Here is an 18,433-nt window from a genome sequence, read left to right as displayed (position 1 = left end):
TTTCGTTCCGGGCAGCCCCGGGGGCCGTCACAGACCCAGCTCGGCCAGCACGGGCAGCTCCGCCCGCACGGTGTCCCGCGCCTCCTGCGGACTCGTGGCCCGCAGTGCGAGACGCGCGATCCTCCGGGCCTGCTCCGTGTCCACGGTTCTCAGCACCGCGGCCACCGCGGCGAGTGAACGAGCGCTCATGGACAGCGAGTCCACGCCCAGGCCCACCAGCACGACCGCGAGCGCGGGATCCGCGGCGGCTTCTCCGCACACTCCCACGTTCTTGGGGGTGGCGTGCGACTGCGAGGCCGACGCCGCCCCGCGCGTCACGCACTCGACCATGCGCAGCACGGCGGGCTGCCACGGGGAGTTCAGCTCGGCCAGCGAGCCGAGCATCCGGTCCGCGGCCATCGTGTACTGGGTGAGGTCGTTGGTGCCCAGGGACACGAAATCCACGCGGTCCAGGATCTGCTCGGCGGTCATGGCGGCGGCGGGCGTCTCGACCATCACGCCGCTCACGGGCAGCCCCGCCGCGTGGACGAGCTCACGGAAGTGGGCGGCCTCGGCCACCGTGGCGATCATGGGGGCCATGACCCACACGTCCGCAGAGCTCTCGGCGGCGGCCGCGGCAATGGCCTCCAGCTGCCGGGCGAGAACACCCGGTGTGCTCCAGTCGGTGCGGTAGCCGCGCACCCCCAGCGCCGGGTTGGGCTCCTGCGCGTCGGTGAGGAACGGCAGCGGCTTGTCCGCGCCGGCGTCGAGCGTGCGCACCACGACCTTGCGCCCCGGGAACGCGGCGAAGACCTCGGCATAGGCCTCGGCCTGCTCGGCCACGGTGGGCTCGGTGTCCCGCCCGAGGAAGCAGAACTCGGTGCGCAGCAGCCCCACGCCCTGGGCGCCGGCCTCGGCGGCCGCGCGGGCGTCGTCGCCCGTTCCCACGTTGGCCAGCAGCGGGACCGCCGTGCCGTCCGCGAGCTCGCCGTGCCCGTCGAAGGACGCCAGCTGCTCGCTCGCGCGCCGCCACGCGGCCACGGCCTGCTCCTCGGTCACGCCCGGTTCGGTCACGACCGCCCCGGCCGCGCCGTCCACGTACACGCGCGTGCCGCCGGGCAGCTCCAGCACGCCGGCCACGGCGACCACCGCGGGCAGACCGAGGTTGCGGGCGAGGATCGCGGTGTGGGACTGCGGACCGCCGGACTCGGTCACCAGGGCCAGCACCACATCGGGGTCGAGCACCGCCGTGTCCGCGGGCGCGAGGTCCTCGGCGGCGAGCACGAACGGCTCACGGCGCTGGGGCACGCCGGGGGCGTCCTCCCCGCGCAACTGCGCGACGATCCGTGCACGCACGTCCTCGATGTCCGCGGCACGCTCCGCCATGTAGCCGCCCATGGCACGCATCTGGTCCGCGTAGGCGGTGGCGGCCTGCCACAGTGCCCGCTCGGGGCTCAGCCCCTGCGACACCACGAGCTTGCCGGCGTTCTTGGTCAGGGCCCGGTCCCCCGCCATCAGCGCGGTGGCCTTGAGCACCTCGGCCGCGGATTCGGACCGGGCGCGGGCGGCGCGCTCGGTGAGCTCGGCCTTGACCGCGAGCGCGGCGGCCCTGAGCCGGTCGACCGCCGCCTCGGGGTCGCCCGTGAGCGGATCCCCCTCGGGCGGCTCCGTGACGGCCGGGGCCATGTGCACCAGGGGGGCGATGACCCGCCCCGGGCTCACGCCCACGCCGTGCAGGCTCTGCTGCTCGGGCTGCTTCTCGGGGCTCTGCTGCCCCGTCCGGTTCTCGTCCATGCTGCTCACGCTTCCACGGTCTGCGGGGTGGCGGGAACCCCGGGGGTCTCGGCGGCCCGCTTCTCGACCCCGCCCACGCGCTTGAGGAGCGTCACCAGCACGCCGGTGACCAGGGTGCCCACCAGAACGGAGCCGATGAAGGCCAGGGGACCACCGATCACCGGCAGGATAAAGAACCCGCCGTGCGGAGCGGCGGAGGTGACGCCGAAGGCCATGGTCATGGCGCCGGTCACCACACCGCCGGCCATGCATCCCGGGATCACGCGCAGGGGATCCGCCGCGGCGAACGGGATGGCGCCCTCGGAGATGAAGGAGGCCCCGAGCAGCCACGAGGTCTTCCCGTTCTCCCGTTCCGCCGCGGTGAAGTACTTCCGGCCCAGCACGGTGGAGGCCAGGGCCAGTCCCAGAGGGGGCACCATGCCCGCGGCGATCACGGTGGCCATGATCTCCTGGGGTGCGGTGTTGGTCGCGGTGGCGGCGCCCAGACCGGCCACGGCGAACGAGTAGGCCACCTTGTTGATGGGGCCGCCCAGGTCGGAGCACATCATGAGGCCCAGCACCGCCCCGAGCGCCACGGCGGACGCCCCGCTCATCCCGGCGAGCAGCCCGTTGAGCCACGTCATGAACGCCGCGATGGGCCCGCCGATCGCCAGGAACAGCAGCCCGCCCGCGAAGAGCGAGGCCAGCAGCGGGATGATCACCACGGGCATGAGCGAGCCCAGCCAGCGGGGCAGCCGCGGCAGGCTCAGCCAGTACGCGCACAGCCCCGCGAGCAGACCGCCCACGATGCCGCCGATGAAGCCCGCTCCCATGAAGTTGGCCACCAGACCCGCGGTGAAGCCCGGGGCGATGCCCGGCCGGTCCGCGAGCCCGTAGGCGATGTAGCCCGCGAGCGCCGGGACCAGCAGGCTCATGGAGAGGTTGCCGATCGTGAACAGCACCGCGCCCAAGTACATGGACAGGGACACGTCCCCCAGGTTGCCCAGGGTGGCGGTGCCCAGGATGTCCTCCGCCTGCTTCGCGACGGCCACCGGGTCCGCGATCATGAACGCGATGGCCATGAGCAGACCGCCCGCGGCCACGAACGGGATCATGTAGCTCACGCCCGTCATCACGGCCTTGCGGATGCGCGTGCCCCAGCCCTCGCTCGCGGTCAGGGCATCTGCCGTGGCCGTGCCGTCCCCCGTGACGCGCGGTGCGCGGGGGTCGTCCGCGGCGGCGAGCGCCTCCTCGACCATCTCGCGGGGCTCGTCGATCCCCCGTTTCACGGCCGAGGCGATGTACGGCAGGCCCGCGAAGCGGTTGCGCTCGCGGACATCCACGTCGGTCGCGAAGATCACGGCCTCGGCGCGCGCGATCACCTGCGGATCCAGGCGGGTGGCGCCGGAGGAGCCCTGCGTCTCGACCTGCAGGTCCACCCCCATCTCCTGCGCGGTGTTGGTCAGAGCGTCTGCGGCCATGTAGGTGTGCGCGATCCCGGTGGGGCACGCGGTCACGGCCACGAGCCGACGCGGGCCACCGGCGTCCCGCGCACCGTCCTCACCGTGGGACGACGACGCCGCGGCGCCCGCTCCCCCGGTCACCGCACCGACCGCGGTGGCACCCGCGGCGGGAGCCGCGGGTGAGCCCGCCGACGAGGTGCCGTCCCCCGCGGGGCGTGCGGCGGCGTCGTCGGCCGGAGCGAGCCCCAGGGCCCCGTCCACGACGGCCACGACCTCCTCCGGGGAGGCGGCCGCGCGCAGGGAGGCCACGAACGGCTTCTTCATGAGGGAGCGCGCGAGCTTGGAGAGCAGCTTGAGGTGCTCCTGGTCCGCGCCCGCCGGGGCCGCGATGAAGAACACGATGTCCGCCGGGCCGTCCTTGGCGCCGAAGTCCACGGCAGGGGCCAGGCGCGCCATCACGAGGGTGGCCCGGGTGACGGCCTCGGAGCGGCAGTGCGGGATGCCGATGCCGCCGGGGATCCCGGTAGCGTTCTTGGCCTCGCGGGCGAGGGCGTCCGCCGCGAGCGAGTCGGCGTTCCGCGCGCGGCCGTTCCGGTGGACGGTCGCCGCGAGGGCGCGGATCACGCTGTCGGTGTCCCCGCCCAGCTCCCGGTCCAGCAGGACCAGGTCGGGGGTGATGAGTTCTGACATCTCGGTGCTCCTCGGGTACGGGCCGGTGCGGCGCGCAGTGGGTGGATCAGGGACGAAGACCCGCAGGCCCGCGGTCGGGACCGGGGGCGTCCGGGGCGGCGTCGGCGGGGCCGGGCGCCGACGCCGTCCCCGGTGGGTCGGCGGGCCGGGTCGTGGCGGGCTGCTTCACGGCGGGCTGGGTCGCGGCGGCCCGGTGCCGTGCGGCGTCGTGGGCCGTGCCCCGCGGGGTGTGGGAGGCAGGCGGGGTGTGGGAGACCTGCGGGAACCCCGCACACGGGCCGAGCTCCGTCACGCGCACGGCGTCGGGGGTCGTCTGGGCGGCACTCGGCATCTGAGTACCGGGCAGTGCGGCGGCCGCGGACCCGTGGGCGACCGCGTGGCGCAGACACTCGCTCGGCGTGTCTCCCCGCTCGGCGGCCACGAGGTACCCGGTCAGCGCGCTGTCCCCGGCCCCCACCGTGGAGCGGACGGTGACCGGTTCGTGCACCGCGTGCCACGCGCCGTCGGCCGTGACGAGCACGGCGCCGTGGCCGCCCAGCGTGCACAGCACCGCGCCCACGCCGCGCTCCACGAGGATGCGCGCGGCATCGGCCGCGGCCCGGGGATCGGCCTCGAGCGCGTCGCCGTCCTCCCGGCCGAGCAGCTGGGCGAGCTCGTGCCCGTTGGGCTTGATGACGTCCGGCAGCACAATCGCTCCCGGGGCCAGCGCCTCGGTCAGCGGGGCCCCGGAGGTGTCCAGGGCGTACGACGGCGCCGCGGCCCCGAGTGCCCCGCGCACCCGGGACGCGATGACCGCGTACACGTCCTGGGCGGGTCCCGGGGGCACGGAACCGGCGAACACGAGCCACGAGGCACCGGCGGCACGGCTCACGATGCGCTCCACGATCCGCTCCACGGTGCCCTCGTCCAGGGCGGGACCGGGCTCGTTGATCTTGGTGGTGGTGCCGTCCGGCTCGGTCACGGTGATGTTCGTGCGGATGGCGGCACCGGTGGACACGTTGTCGTAGCGCACCCCGGCGGCGTCGAGCCCCGCGAACAGGGGGTCGGTGTCGTCCCCCGGGGCGATGGCCACCGTGGCCGCTCCCCCGGCGGCGAGCGCCCGCGAGATGTTGATGCCCTTGCCGCCCGGGTCCTGGCGGGTGGCGTGCGCACGCTGCACGCGGCCACGGGCCAGCGGGCCGGAGAGGTCCACCGTGCGGTCCACGGAGGGGTTGAGGGTCACGGTGATGATCATGCGACGACCACTTCCACGTCTGCGTCTTCGAGGGCCTGCGCGAGGTCCCCCACGGGTGCCCTGTCGGTGATGAAGGTGTCGATCTGCTCCAGCGAGCAGAATCGTGTGAGGGTCTCCTGGTCCTGCTTGCTGGCGTCGCACAGCACCACCACGCGGCGTGCGGCCGTCACGATCGCGGACTTCACCACCGCCTCGATGGGGTCCGGGGTGGAGAGCCCGAAGCGGGCGTGGGCGCCGTTGCAGCCCACGAACGCGAGGTCCGGTCGCAGCTGGTCGTAGTGCTGGGCCGCCCGGGAACCGGTGGCCGCCCACGTGAGCTTGCGGATCCGTCCGCCCACGAGTTCGAGCCCCACGCCCTCGGCGTCCGCGAGCTTGGCCGCGATGTGCAGCGCGTGGGTGATCACCAGCTGCTCCTGGCCGCCCTCCAGGTGGTTGTCGCGGGACAGCATCAGCTCCGCGAGCGCCTCCACCGTGGTTCCGGCGTCGAGCACCACCGCCCCGGCTCCGGCGCCCTCCAGGAGTTCGAGGGCCTTGACGGCGATGCTGCGCTTCTGGGCGGTGGCCAGACGGTGGCGGGAGTCCATGCCCTGCTCCCCGCTCGTGGACTGGTCCACGGACACGGCTCCACCGTGGACGCGCCGCAGCCTTCCCTGTGTCTCGAGGACCGCGAGGTCCCGTCGGATGGTCTCCATGGTCACCTCGAACCGGCGGGCCAGTTCCGCGCCGTTGACCCGGCGCTCGCGGGTCACGGTGCGGGCGATCTCCTCGTGGCGTTCTGCAGCGAACATGCTCACCTCACGGACGGGGGCTGCGGGTCTCACGCGTGTTGGATGTGAGCTTATGTCTGTTTATGTGGTTTTACCACCCTTTTTCCCACATTTCTCCGGTCGTCCCCGGCGCAACCGTGTCCGTGCCAACGCGTATATTGGGCCCGTCATCGGCTCCGGCCGCGCTGCTCTGCGTCAGGATCGACCCTCATGCTGCTGCGTCTTCTGCGCATCCACGCCCACCCCTACCGTCCCTGGGTGGTGGGCGTCCTGGTCTTCCAGCTGATCTCCACGATCGCCACCCTCTCCCTGCCCAGCCTCAATGCCAGGATCATCGACAACGGCGTGACCAAGGGGGACACCGACTACATCTGGAGCACGGGCGCCGTGATGCTGGCGGTCGCCCTGGTGCAGGTGGTCTCGGCCGTGGTCGCCGTGTGGTGCGGCGCCCGCACCGCGATCGGCGTGGGTCGCGACCTGCGCCGCAGCGTGTTCCTGCGGGTCGGCTCGTTCAGCGCGCGCGAGGTCGGGAGCTTTGGCGCGCCCTCGCTGATCACCCGCAACACCAACGACGTGCAGCAGATCCAGATGCTCACGCTCATGGCCCTGAACTTCATGGTCATGGCACCCATCATGTGCGTGGGCGGGATCATCATGGCCCTGCGGGAGGACCCCGGGCTGTCGTGGCTCGTGTGGGTCTCCATACCCGTGATGGGCGTGCTGCTGGGGCTCGTGGTCTCCCGGCTCATGCCGTGGTTCCGCACCATGCAGGAGCGCATCGACGGCATCAACGGGGTGCTGCGCGAGCAGATCACCGGCATCCGCGTGATCCGCGCGTTCGTGAAGGAGCCCTTCGAGACGCGGCGCTTCGCCCGCGCCAACCAGGACCTCACGGACATCTCCCTCAAGATCGGCGCCCTGTTCGTGCTGATGTTCCCCGTGATCAACATGGTCATGCACCTGGCCACCGCGGCCGTGCTGTGGTTCGGCGGCCAGCGCGTGGACCAGGGGCAGATCGAGGTGGGCGCCCTCACGGCGTTCCTGCAGTACATGCTCCAGATCCTGATGGCCGTCATGATGGCCACCTTCATGTTCATGATGGTCCCGCGCGCGGTGGTCAGCGCCGAGCGCATCACCGAGGTGCTGGACACCCACCCGGCCATGCACCCCCCGCAGCAGCCGGCCGTCGCCCCGCCCGCCCGCGGCCGCCTCGAGTTCCGGGACGTCACCTTCCAGTACCCCGGGGCCGAGGCACCCGTGCTGGACGACATCTGCTTCACCGCGGAGCCCGGGCGGACCGTGGCGATCGTGGGGGCCACCGGATCCGGGAAGAGCACCCTGATCAACCTGATCCCCCGCCTCATCGACCCCGTGGGTGGCGAGGTGCTGCTGGACGGTCTGGCACTGCCGGACTACGCCCCCGAGGACCTGGCCGGGCGGGTGGGCCTGGTTCCGCAGCGTCCCTTCCTGTTCTCGGGCACCGTGGCGAGCAACCTGCGCTTCGGGCGCGAGGACGCCACGGACGAGGAGCTGTGGGAGGCGCTGCGCGTGGCGCAGGCGGAGGACTTCGTGCGGGCCATGCCCCAGGGTCTCGACGCCCCCATGTCCCAGGGCGGAACCAACGTCTCGGGCGGTCAGCGCCAGCGGCTCAGCATTGCCCGTGCCCTCGTGGCGCGCCCGAGCGTCTACGTCTTCGACGACTCCTTCTCCGCACTGGACGTGGCCACCGACGCCCGACTTCGCGCGGCGCTGCGCCCGGTCACCCGGGACGCCACCGTGGTCACCGTTGCCCAGCGCGTCTCCACCATCACGGGCGCGGACGAGATCCTGGTCCTCGAACGGGGCCGCATCACCGCCCGGGGCACCCACGAGGAGCTCGTGGCGAGCAGCACCACGTACCGGGAGATCGTCACCTCCCAGCTGTCGGCAGACCAGAGCACCGGAGGCGCACTGTGAGCGAGACCCAGGAACCCGCCCGCAAGCCGCAGCAGTTCTGGGCCTCGGCCGCGCGGCTCATGAAGCTGCTCACGCCGCACAAGGCGGCCCTCACCGTGGTGGTCCTGGCCGTGGTGGTCTCGGTGGTCCTGGGCGTGTGGGCGCCGCGCGTGCTGGGACGTGCGATGGACGTGATCTTCGCCGGCGTCGTCGGCCGCTCCCTGCCCGCCGGTGCGGACCAGGAGCAGGTGGAGGCCGGGCTGCGCGCGCAGGGCCAGGACTCCACCGCGGACATGATCTCCGCCATGACCCTGGTCCCCGGCCAGGGCGTGGACTTCACCAGGCTGGGCACCCTCATCCTCACGGTCCTCGCCATGTACACCGTGGCCTCCGTGCTGATGTGGCTGCAGGGCTACGTGCTCAACCGCGTGGTGATGCGGGTGGTGTACGACCTGCGCGCCGAGGTGGAGCGCAAGATCAACGCCCTGCCGCTGAGCTACTTCGACACCCGCCAGCGCGGGGACGTGATGTCGCGGGTGACCAACGACGTGGACAACATCCAGACCGCGCTGCAGCAGACCTTCGCGCAGCTGGTCCAGGACGTCCTGACCGTGCTGGGCATCGTGGTCATGATGTTCGTGGTCTCGTGGCAGCTCGCCCTGGTGGCGCTGCTCGCGCTGCCGCTGTCCGCAGTGGCCGCCGGCGTGATCGGCACCCGCTCACAACGCATGTTCAAGGAGCAGTGGAGGGCCACGGGCCAGCTCAACGGGCACATCGAGGAGTCCTTCTCGGGCCACGAGCTCGTCCACGCGTACGGGCGCCAGCGGGAGATGCAGGCGCAGTTCGACGAGCGCAACGAGGAGCTCTACCGCGCGGCCTTCGGCGCCCAGTTCCTGTCCGGGACGATCATGCCCGTGATGCAGTTCATCTCCTACCTCTCCTACGTGGGCATCGCGGTGCTCGGCGGACTGCGCGTGGCCACCGGGCAGCTGACCCTGGGGGACGCCACCGCGTTCATCCAGTACTCGCGCGAGTTCACCCAGCCGCTGTCGCAGGTGGCAGGCATGGCCACCCAGCTGCAGTCCGGCATCGCCTCCGCGGAGCGCACCTTCGAGCTGCTGGACGCCCCCGAGCAGGAACCCGAGACCCCCACCGCCCAGCTGCCCGAACGGCTGCGCGGTGAGGTGCGCTTCGAGCACGTGGACTTCTCCTACGACAAGGCCGCCCTCGCCGAGGGCGCCAGCCCCATGATCGAGGACCTCTCCCTGCACGTGGAACCGGGACGGACCGTGGCGATCGTCGGTCCCACGGGTGCTGGGAAGACCACCCTGGTGAACCTCGTCCTGCGCTTCTACGAGATCGACGGCGGGCGGATCACCCTGGACGGCATCGACATCCGGGACCTGGCGCGCCACGACCTGCGCTCCCAGGTGGGCATGGTGCTGCAGGACGCGTGGCTGTTCAGCGGGACGATCATGGAGAACATCCGCTTCGGCCGCCAGGACGCCTCGGACGAGGAGGTGGTCGCGGCGGCGCAGGCCACGTACGTGGACCGCTTCGTGCGGGCCCTGCCGGACGGCTACGACACCGTGATCAGCGAGGAGGGATCTTCGGTCTCCGCCGGGGAGAAGCAGCTGATCACGATTGCGCGGGCCTTCCTGTCCCAGCCGTCCCTGCTGATCCTGGACGAGGCGACGTCTGCTGTGGACACCCGCACGGAGCTGCTCGTGCAGAAGGCCATGGCGGCTCTGCGGGCGCAGCGCACGTCCTTCGTGATCGCCCACCGGCTGTCCACCATCCGGGACGCGGACACGATCATCGTGATGCGTTCCGGGCGGATCGTGGAGCAGGGCTCCCACGCGGAGCTCATCGAGGCCCAGGGCGCGTACGCGGAGCTGTACGAGGCCCAGTTCAACGAACCCGAACCCGGCGTGGGTGCCGACGCGGACGCCTGATCTCCGGACGGGGCACCGCGCCCCCTCCACACGCACTCGAGGCGGCTTCCCGGCGGCTCCGTCGTGCCGGTGCCGCCGGTGTGCGCAGACCCCCGATCTCGGCGCCAGGGTGCCCCGGGGCGGTGGCGCACCCGGCCGAGCGCGTCTACCGTGGTCGTGATGGTCCACCCCACAGAACGGATGTCCCCGTGACAAACTTCGCCAATGTCGAACGCCGCCACCTCGCCGCACTGCTGCGCCGGGTCGGCCCTGATGCCCCCACGCTGTGCGAGGGGTGGGACACCCGCGACCTCGCCGTGCACCTCGCCATCCGCGATGCGCGCCCGGATGCGGTGCCCGGGATGTTCGCACCCAAGCTCCCGCTGCTGGGCTCGCACACCAAGTCCGTGGACGGGGACTACCGCGCCATGCCGTGGGAGTCCCTCGTGAACCTCGTGGAGCGTCCCCCGCTGCACTCCCCCGGTCGCTGGTCCCCGGTGGACAAGCGCATGAACACGGGCGAGTTCTTCGTGCACCACGAGGACGTCCGCCGCGCGCAGCCGCAGTGGCACCCGCGTCAGCTGCTCCACGACGAGCAGAAGGCCCTGTGGGCCATGCTCAAGCTGGGCGGTCCGGCCATGCTCCGCAAGGAGTCCGAGTCCGTGGTGCTCCTCGCCGCGGGCTTCGGCGCCGTGCGCGGCGGCAAGAAGTCCGCCCGCCGCGTGAAGATCGTGCGCGGCGAGCCCTCGGAGCTGCTGCTGTGGGCCTTCGGACGCCGGGAGCAGGCCGCGGTGGAGATCTCCAAGGAGTAACCCCCGCACCTCGCTCACAGCCGGCCACGTTCCCCGGGGAGCGTGGCCGGCGTCGTGTGCGCGGGCCACCCGGCGCGGTCCAGTATCATGGAGCGGTCCCGTTCTCGCGGCAGCGAACCGGGGTCGCAGCGCCTCCTTAGCTCAGATGGCCAGAGCATCTGTCTTGTAAACAGAGGGTCGCCGGTTCGAATCCGGCAGGGGGCTCCACAGCGCCTGGCGCGCACGAGGGGCACACGGAACACGCCGTGTGCCCCTGGTGCGCGCCGGGTGGTTGCCGCGCGCACGACGCCGCTGCACTCGGCAACCGGGCGATGTCCCGATCGCCAGCACCTCCTGCGGGCGCGCGGTCACCGTTCAGGACCCCTGCTGCCCCCACGACGCCGCTGCGCCCCGCCCTGCCCTGGCACGGTTCCAACGGGGCGCAGCCCCCGCCCGATGTGTCCCGGCAGCACAGCAACGGGCCCCGTTCCCGGAGGAACAGGGCCCGTTCGGCACGGAAGCTGTGGCACCTACTTCTTGGCGTCGACGGCCTTCTTGAGCATGTCCTCGAAGGCCCCCTCCTCGTAGCGCTTGCCGTCCACGAACATGGTGGGGGTCCCGGCCACGCCGTTGGTCACGGACTCGCGGGTGGCCACGTCCACCATGGGGCGGTAGGTGTTCTCGTCGATGTCCTCGGCGGTCACGGAGGCCCCGTGCTTCCCGGCGATCTCCGCGAGCTCCTGGTTGCTCAGACCACCGGTTCCCTGGTGGGTGAACACCTCCTGGGAGTACTCCAGGAACTGGTCCGCACTGACCTGCTCGGCCACCAGGTAGGCCGCGTTGGCGGCGCGCGAGGAGTACTGGTCGGGAGTGGCCTTGTCCAGGAAGTTGAGGTTGCGGTACTCCACGTCCAGCTTCCCTGCGTCCACGTACTTCTTGAGGAGCTCCGCGTTCTCCTTCTCGAAGTCCGCGCAGTGCACGCACTCGTAGTCCTGGAATACCACGAGCTGCACGGGCTCCCCGTTGGTGGCCGCCTTGTCCGCGTCCACGATGCCCGGGGGCGTCTTGCTGGTGTCCGGCTCCTCGGGGGCGGGCGGGAGGGTGGAGAGGTCCCGCTCCTCGACGTCCGAGGTGTTCTGCGGGATGCCGTCCTTGGTGACCGTGATGCCGCCGTACTGGTTGGCGCTCGCGGGCACGGGGCCGGCCTCGGGGATCTTGGACTTGCTGTTCTGCCACATCACCAGCCCGATGATCAGCACGATGGCCAGCACCAGGGCCACGATGCCCAGGATCAGACCGAGGGGTCGACCGCTGTGGCGGCGCGCCTGGCGGTCGGCGATCTGCCGGGCCCGCTCTCGGGCGTCCGCCGGTGAGGAACCGGCATTGTTGTTCTTGGAAACCATGGGGGCCAGGTGTCCTTCCGTGGGGCGTGGCGGGGTGTCGACAACTCGTCCTCAGGGTACCCGGCCCGGGGGTCGCCCACGACTCAGCGGGCACCCAGGGGCCTCCCCGGAACGCGCCGCCCCTGCCCGGCGGTGGTACGCCCACTTAGGATGGAGGGAAACCAGCCGGTACGCGGGAAGGGAACCAGCATGAGTGCAGAACAGTCCATGGAAGAGGTGGCCGTCCCCCGGGACGGCTACGACTTCGTCGTGGTCTCCAACCGGCTCCCCGTGGACCGGGACGTGGCCGAGGACGGCAGCAGCACCTGGCGGCGCTCCCCCGGCGGCCTGGTGAGCGCGCTCGCCCCGGTCATGGCGCAGCGCGACGGCGCGTGGATCGGCTGGCACGGCGCCTCCGACGAAACCCTGGAGCCGTTCGACCACGACGTGTTCCACCTGGTCCCGGTGACGCTCAGCGAGCTGGAGGTCACCCGCTACTACGAAGGCTTCTCCAACGCCACGCTGTGGCCGCTGTACCACGACGTGATTGCACCCCCGGAGTTCCACCGCACCTGGTGGTACGCCTACCGACGCGTCAACGAGCGCTTCGCGCGCACGGCCGCCGAGACGGCCGCGCAGGGCGCCACCGTGTGGGTGCAGGACTACCAGCTGCAGCTCGTGCCGCGCATGCTGCGCCGGTTGCGCCCGGACGTGACCATCGGGTTCTTCAACCACATCCCGTTCCCTCCCACCGAGATCTTCTCCCAGCTGCCGTGGCGCCGGGCCGTGCTGGACGGGCTCACGGGCGCGGACCTCATCGGCTTCCAGCGTCCCGGGGACGCCCAGAACTTCCAGCGGTGCGCCCGCAAGTACCTGGGTGCGCAGTTCACCAAGGGCACCGCGGTGATGTCGGAGGACACCGCGGACGGCCAGGGGACCACGTGGACCGTGCACGCCGAGTCCTACCCCATCTCGATCGACGTGGACTCCATCCAGGAGCTCGCCGACGACCCCCAGGTCCAGGCGCGGGCGCGGGAGATCCGCGAGGAGCTCGGCAACCCGGAGACCATCTTCCTGGGCGTGGACCGGCTGGACTACACCAAGGGCATCCGGCACCGCATCAAGGCCTACGGGGAGCTGCTGCACGACGGCGAGATCACGGTGGAGGACTCCGTGCTGATCCAGGTGGCCAGCCCGTCCCGCGAGCGCGTGGACTCCTACCGCCAGCTGCGTGAGCTCGTGGAGGGCATGGTGGGCCGGATCAACGGCCAGCACGACACCATCTCGCACACCGCCATCCGCTACCTGCACCACGGGTACCCGTTCGAGGAGATGGTGGCGCTGTACCTCGCGGCGGACGTCATGCTCGTGACCGCGCTGCGGGACGGGATGAACCTCGTGGCCAAGGAGTACGTGGCCGCCCGCCGGGACCGCTCCGGCGCGCTCGTGCTGTCCGAGTTCACGGGTGCGGCCGAGCAGCTGAAGCAGGCCATCCTGGTCAACCCGCACGACATCGACGGTCTCAAGGAGGCCATCCTGCACGCGCGGGACATGCCCGCGACCGAGGCCCGCAAGCGGATGGCGTCCATGCGCCGTCAGGTCCTCACGCACGACGTCGTGGACTGGTCCCAGCGCTTCCTCGACGACCTCGCGGCCCACGCCGGCGGCGCGGGCGGACCGGAGCACGACGCCGCACGGCCGGGTGACGCGGCGAGCGGAGCCGACCGTGGGTGACGGGGTCGAGGCCGCGCTCGACGCCGCGGCGGAGGCCGAGAGCCTGCTCGTGGCACTGGACTTCGACGGCACCCTGGCTCCGTTCACCGAACGCCCCGAGGACTCGCGTCCCCTGCCCGCGGCCCGGGACGCCCTGGATGCCCTGGCACGGCTGCCCCGCACCACGGTGGCCGTGATCTCGGGGCGTCCTCTCGACTTCCTGCGCACCGTGGTGGATCCTGACCGCGCCATGGTGCTCTCGGGATCGCACGGTGCCGAGGTGGATCTCGGTGCGGCCCCCGGCGCGGACGGCGGCACCGAGATCGTCCTGGACCCGCAGCAGCGTGAGCTCCTGGCACGTGCCGTGGCGGCCACCGAGGCGATCGTGGCGCGCTACCCGGGCTCGCGGGCGGAGCACAAGCCCGCGGGCGTCGCGTTCCACACCCGCCCCATCGCCGATCCGGAGGTGGCGCAGCGCGCCCTGGCCGACATGAGGAGCGCCTATGCCGCGGTGCCGGGGCTGCGCGTGACCCCGGGGCAGCAGGTGGTCGAGTGCTCGGTGCTCAGCGCCACCAAGGGCGACGGCCTCGACACCATCCGCGCCGCGGTGCGCCCGGACGTCACGGTCTTCGCCGGGGACGACGACACGGACGAGGACGCCCTGGCCGTCCTGGGCCCTCGCGACGTGGGCATCAAGGTGGGCGCCAAGGACTCCTTGGCGCCGTGGCGCGTGGCGGATCCCGCAACCCTCGCCGAGGCACTCGCGGACCTCGTGCGGCGTCGTGCCCGGGCCCTGGGCCACGCCGGCTGACATGGCCGACACCCAGCAGCCGGGAACCTCAACCCCCGCGCACCCGCCGCGCGGCGTGTCCATCAGCACGGCCTTTCCCGATCCCGGGCTGCTCGAGCTGCCGTGGGACGTGCCGCTCGAGAAATGGCCGCCCGAGGTGCTCGCCGCGTACCCGCGCGGGCTGTCCCGTCACGTGGTGCGCTTCGCCCGCGTGGGTGAGCGCGTGGTGGCAGTGAAGGAGACCACCGCGCACTACGCCCGGCGGGAGTACGGACTGCTGCGGAGGCTGCAGCGCATGGGAACCCCCTCGGTGGTCCCGGACTCGGTCGTCACGGACCGGTGCTCAGCGGACGGCGAGCCGCTGCCGGCGGCCCTCGTGACCGACCACCTGAGCTTCTCGCTGCCCTACCGCGCGATCTTCGAGCAGGTTCCCTCCCCCGGGACCATCGAGCGTCTCGTGGACGCGCTGGCCCTGCTGATCGTGCAGCTGCACCTGTCCGGCTTCTACTGGGGGGACGTCTCGCTGTCCAACACGCTGTTCCGCCGGGACGCCGGGGAGTTCGCCGCCTACCTCGTGGACGCGGAGACCGGTGAGCTGCATCCCCGGCTCACGCGCGGGCAGCGGGAGTACGACATCGACCTCGCCCGTACCAACGTGGCCGGGGAGATCATGGACCTGCTGGCCGGTGAGCACATGCAGCAGCGGCTCTCGGAGGAGGGGGTGGACCCCGGGTCGGTGGACCCGTTCGTCGTCTCGGACCGGCTCGTGGAGACCTACAACGGGCTGTGGGAGGAGCTGACTGCCACCGAGGTGTTCTCCGTGGCGGAGCGCTGGCGCGTCCAGGCCAGGGTGGAGCGGCTCAACGACCTCGGATTCGACGTGGAGGAGGCCTCCCTGGACTCCGACGAGGCCGGCCGCGTGCACCTGCGTCCGAGGGTGGTGGAGCCCGGGCACCACAGCCGCAGACTCCTGCACCTCACGGGGCTCAACACCCAGGAGAACCAGGCCCGGCGGATCCTCACGGACATCGACCAGTTCGGTCACGCCCTGTACCCGGGTCTTCCCGAGGACCTCACGGCGCAGCTGTGGATGCGGGAGATCTTCGCGCCCATCATGTCCGCTGTCCCCGCCGAGCTGCACCGCAAGCGCGAACCTGCGCAGATCGTCCACGAGGTCCTGGAGCACCGCTGGTTCATGTCGGAGAAGGCGGGCGAGGACGTGGCCACCGCGGCCGCGGCGCAGGACTACGTGAAGTCCTACCTGGCGCAGCGCCCGGACGAACGGGACGTCTTCTAGTCCTCGTCCGGGGGCACGCAGATCAGGTCGGTCACGGCCCGGTGCACGCGCTCTGTCCACTGCTCGTCCAGTGATCCGTACCGCGCCACGTGGGCGTACGCGGCTCCCAGGATGAAGTCCACCACCATGTCCAGGTCCACGGAGGCCCGGATCAGCCCGCGGTCCCGGTCCCGCTGCAGCAGGGAACGCAGCGCATCCATCCGAGGGCGGACCACCGAGGAGCGCAGCACCTGGGCCGTCGCTGACCCCGGCTCCTGCAGCAGCGTGATCGCCACCCCCAGGCCCATGTCCCGCAGCAGCAGCTCCACGGCCTCCGTGAGCGCCTGCTCCCACGTGGCGTCCTCCGGCAGGGAGCCCGCCGCCGCGGCCGTGTGCTTCAGGGCCGCCTCGAGCAGCTGAGGACTGTTGTCGTAGCGCCGGTAGATCGAGGTCTTGGCCACGCCCGTGAGTGCCGAGACCGCCTCGATCGTCACCCGCTGCGGACCACCCTCCCGGAGCAGGCGCAGTGCCCCGGCCACGATCCTGCGGTCGGTCCGGGCCGTACGGGGGTCCACGGACTCACTCGCGACGGCCTGCGGGTCCGGCTCGGGGGGCCGCGGGCGCGCTGCTGGAGCACTGGTGCTGTCGGTCACGGGGCTCCTCCGGGTGTCGGTGCGGTTGGTTCACGGGCAGTGGACGGGTGGTTCACAAGCGGTGGGCGGACCGCCCTCGGTCCGTGGGCGGGACGCGGTGCAGGCTCGGGGAGCGCCCGCTCCGCCGCAGACGGGAGCGGGCGGCGTCGTCCGCCACGGCAGGCCACCAGGACCACCGCACCCCACCCGCGCGGCGGGCACCGGCCCACCGCGCACGCTGCCGCACCACGTGGCCGACCACGCACCCCCGCCGGAGGCGACGCCTCCACCTCGTGGGCATCCGTGGCCCGCCCGGTCCAGGGCGTGGCCCGCCCGGCCCGGGGCGGCAGACTGCGGACCCCGTCCGCGCGGCTCCCCGCAGGTCAGCCCGCAGGTCCACTCAACGCTACGCCTACCGTAGTGTATCTTGGGGGCATGCTTACCGCTCTCGTGACCGGTGGGACGTCAGGCATCGGTGCCGCGTTCGCACGCTCCCTCGCCCGCAGGGGCTTCAACCTGATCCTGGTCGCACGGGACGAGGACCGCCTCGCCCGCACGGCGAACGACCTCACTGACGAGCACGGCATCCACGTCGAGACCGTGGGGGCCGATCTGGCCGTCGCGGAGGATCTCGCCAGGGTCGCGCGGCGCATCGAGGACCCCGACCGCCCGGTCGACATGGTGGTCAACAATGCGGGCTTCTCCGTCAAGACTCCCTACGCGGACAAGGACTTCGCCCGGCACGAGATGGGGTTCGACGTCATGTGCGCCGCAGTGGCGCGCCTCTCCGGCGCGGCGGCCCGCGCGATGACCGCCCGTGGAACGGGGTGGATCGTCAACGTGTCGAGCGTCTCCGGATACGTCACCATGGGCGAGTACTCCGCCATCAAGGCCTACGCCACGAGCATGACCGAGTCCCTGGCCGTGGAGCTGCACGGCACGGGAGTCCAGGTCACTGCCCTGCTGCCGGGATGGGTCCGCACCGAGTTCCACAGCCGCGCGGGCATCGCCGGCTCCTCGATCCCCGACTTCATGTGGCTGGACGCGGACCGCCTGGCGGAGGAGGCCCTCGCGGACATCGCGCGGGGCAAGGTCATCTCCATCCCCACGCTGCGCTACAAGGTCATGGCCACCACCATGCGCCACCTTCCCCGTCCCGCAGTCCGCTGGGTCTCCCGTCAGATCTCGGGAATCCGACGCCGCGAGATCCAGGCCTGATCCCATGTCGCGTTCCCAGGAACCTGCCGAGAACGACTCCGCCAAGCCGGCACGCCCCCGAAAGGCCAGGGAACCGCAGCCCCGCCCCCGGGTGCTGGACTCCCTCGAGGGCTCCGCCGGACAGCAGGAGCCCCATCCCCCGGCTCCCCCTGCGGAGTCCGCTGAACTGACCGCGGCCCACTACACCCACCCGGTGCGGCGGCTCGCGCGGAGAGTCGCGCAGACCGTCTTCTTCCGCGGCATGGTGAACCGCACGATCACCCGCACCAACCTGGTGGACCCGGCGGCGTACGGGGTCAAGGGCACGTGCGTGGTGGTCGTCAACCACTCGAGCCACCTGGACGCCCCGCTGGTCATGAGTGGAGTGCCGCACTACATCTCCCGTGACCTGGCCACGGGCGTGGCCGCCGACTACTTCTTCACGGCGTGGCACAAGAAGTTCTTCACCCAGCTCGTGTTCAACGCATTTCCCGTGGACCGGCGCGGCGAGGGTGCCAATCGAGGTCTGTCCAAGAAGCTGCTCGCGGCGGGCATCCCCCTGCTGATCTTCCCCGAGGGCACCCGCTCGAAGACCGGCAAGATGGCACCGTTCCAGATCGGAGCGGCGTCGCTTGCCCTGTCCACCCAGGTGCCCGTGGTGCCCGTGGCCCTGATCGGCGCGCACGAGGCCATGCCCCGGGGAGCCAATTGGCCGCGCCGCGGTCGTCCGCCCGTGGTCGTGGCCGTGGGCGCACCGCTGCGCGCGCGGAGCAACGAGAACGCCATCGGCTTCAACGAGCGGATCGAAGCCGCCGTGCGGGCGCTGTACGCCGCGAACCGGCACCACATCCGGGACTGACGGCCAGAGCTGGGCCCG

General features: G+C 71.8%; 14 protein-coding genes and 1 tRNA gene. 9 read left to right on the top strand and 6 right to left on the bottom strand.

Features of this window, described 5'->3' with window-relative positions; translation table 11 throughout:
• Positions 1-27: 27 nt before the first annotated feature.
• From ptsP to P8S73_RS09930, 4 genes are read right to left on the bottom strand one after another with little or no spacing between them, the layout of a single operon-like run.
• Complete coding sequence (gene ptsP, locus P8S73_RS09945) at positions 28-1,773, bottom strand: phosphoenolpyruvate--protein phosphotransferase (protein ID WP_081477453.1); 1,746 nt, start codon at positions 1,771-1,773, stop codon at positions 28-30.
• A 5-nt stretch (positions 1,774-1,778) separates the two neighbouring features.
• Positions 1,779-3,905 carry a fructose-specific PTS transporter subunit EIIC gene (locus tag P8S73_RS09940; protein ID WP_121566516.1) on the bottom strand — a complete coding sequence of 709 codons (2,127 nt, stop codon included), beginning with the start codon at positions 3,903-3,905 and terminating at the stop codon, positions 1,779-1,781.
• A 46-nt stretch (positions 3,906-3,951) separates the two neighbouring features.
• Positions 3,952-5,139, bottom strand: coding sequence for a 1-phosphofructokinase family hexose kinase (locus P8S73_RS09935; protein ID WP_121241923.1), 1,188 nt, complete (start codon positions 5,137-5,139; stop codon positions 3,952-3,954).
• Positions 5,136-5,927, bottom strand: a complete 792-nt coding sequence (locus P8S73_RS09930) for a DeoR/GlpR family DNA-binding transcription regulator (RefSeq protein ID WP_019310261.1) — start codon at positions 5,925-5,927, stop codon at positions 5,136-5,138. Before P8S73_RS09930 ends, P8S73_RS09935 begins: the two co-directional genes overlap by 4 nt.
• Before the next feature lie 189 nt (positions 5,928-6,116).
• On the opposite strand from P8S73_RS09930, the gene P8S73_RS09925 reads away from it, so the two are divergent.
• The 4 genes from P8S73_RS09925 (at position 6,117) to P8S73_RS09910 (ending at position 10,794) form a co-directional block, all read left to right on the top strand.
• On the top strand, positions 6,117-7,862 hold the full coding sequence (locus P8S73_RS09925) for an ABC transporter ATP-binding protein (RefSeq protein ID WP_396350365.1): 1,746 nt from the start codon (positions 6,117-6,119) through the stop codon (positions 7,860-7,862).
• On the top strand, positions 7,859-9,796 hold the full coding sequence (locus P8S73_RS09920; RefSeq protein ID WP_396350364.1) for an ABC transporter ATP-binding protein: 1,938 nt from the start codon (positions 7,859-7,861) through the stop codon (positions 9,794-9,796). Before P8S73_RS09925 ends, P8S73_RS09920 begins: the two co-directional genes overlap by 4 nt.
• Before the next feature lie 188 nt (positions 9,797-9,984).
• Complete coding sequence (locus tag P8S73_RS09915) at positions 9,985-10,587, top strand: TIGR03085 family metal-binding protein (RefSeq protein ID WP_396350363.1); 603 nt, start codon at positions 9,985-9,987, stop codon at positions 10,585-10,587.
• A gap of 130 nt (positions 10,588-10,717) precedes the next feature.
• Positions 10,718-10,794, top strand: a tRNA-Thr gene (locus tag P8S73_RS09910).
• Positions 10,795-11,096: 302 nt separating this feature from the next.
• Here P8S73_RS09910 and P8S73_RS09905 read toward each other — a convergent pair.
• The gene (locus P8S73_RS09905) at positions 11,097-11,969 is read right to left on the bottom strand and encodes a thioredoxin domain-containing protein (protein WP_124108887.1); all 873 of its coding nucleotides are present in this window, start codon (positions 11,967-11,969) and stop codon (positions 11,097-11,099) included.
• A gap of 189 nt (positions 11,970-12,158) precedes the next feature.
• Between P8S73_RS09905 and P8S73_RS09900 the strand changes: the two genes are divergently transcribed.
• From P8S73_RS09900 to P8S73_RS09890, 3 genes are read left to right on the top strand one after another with little or no spacing between them, the layout of a single operon-like run.
• On the top strand, positions 12,159-13,682 hold the full coding sequence (locus tag P8S73_RS09900; protein WP_019310266.1) for a trehalose-6-phosphate synthase: 1,524 nt from the start codon (positions 12,159-12,161) through the stop codon (positions 13,680-13,682).
• Positions 13,675-14,472, top strand: a complete 798-nt coding sequence (gene otsB, locus P8S73_RS09895) for a trehalose-phosphatase (protein WP_019310267.1) — start codon at positions 13,675-13,677, stop codon at positions 14,470-14,472. Before P8S73_RS09900 ends, otsB begins: the two co-directional genes overlap by 8 nt.
• 1 nt (position 14,473) lies before the next feature.
• Positions 14,474-15,748 (top strand): DUF4032 domain-containing protein, encoded by a 1,275-nt coding sequence (locus P8S73_RS09890; RefSeq protein WP_164481600.1) that lies wholly within the window; start codon positions 14,474-14,476, stop codon positions 15,746-15,748.
• On the opposite strand, the gene P8S73_RS09885 is transcribed toward P8S73_RS09890, so the two are convergent.
• A complete protein-coding gene (locus tag P8S73_RS09885; RefSeq protein ID WP_124108885.1) occupies positions 15,745-16,380 on the bottom strand; it encodes a TetR/AcrR family transcriptional regulator in 636 nt (211 codons plus the stop codon). The genes P8S73_RS09890 and P8S73_RS09885 overlap by 4 nt on opposite strands.
• Positions 16,381-16,794: 414 nt before the next feature.
• On the opposite strand from P8S73_RS09885, the gene P8S73_RS09880 reads away from it, so the two are divergent.
• Complete coding sequence (locus tag P8S73_RS09880; protein WP_019310270.1) at positions 16,795-17,577, top strand: SDR family oxidoreductase; 783 nt, start codon at positions 16,795-16,797, stop codon at positions 17,575-17,577.
• Positions 17,578-17,581: 4 nt separating this feature from the next.
• Positions 17,582-18,415 carry a lysophospholipid acyltransferase family protein gene (locus P8S73_RS09875; RefSeq protein WP_396350362.1) on the top strand — a complete coding sequence of 278 codons (834 nt, stop codon included), beginning with the start codon at positions 17,582-17,584 and terminating at the stop codon, positions 18,413-18,415.
• The last annotated feature ends 18 nt before the right edge of the window (positions 18,416-18,433 follow it).

Origin of the sequence: Kocuria sp. ChxB, assembly GCF_044359605.1 — a bacterium.
In the GTDB taxonomy this organism is placed as follows: domain Bacteria; phylum Actinomycetota; class Actinomycetes; order Actinomycetales; family Micrococcaceae; genus Kocuria; species Kocuria rhizophila.
This window is presented reverse-complemented; position numbering and strand designations above follow the sequence as displayed.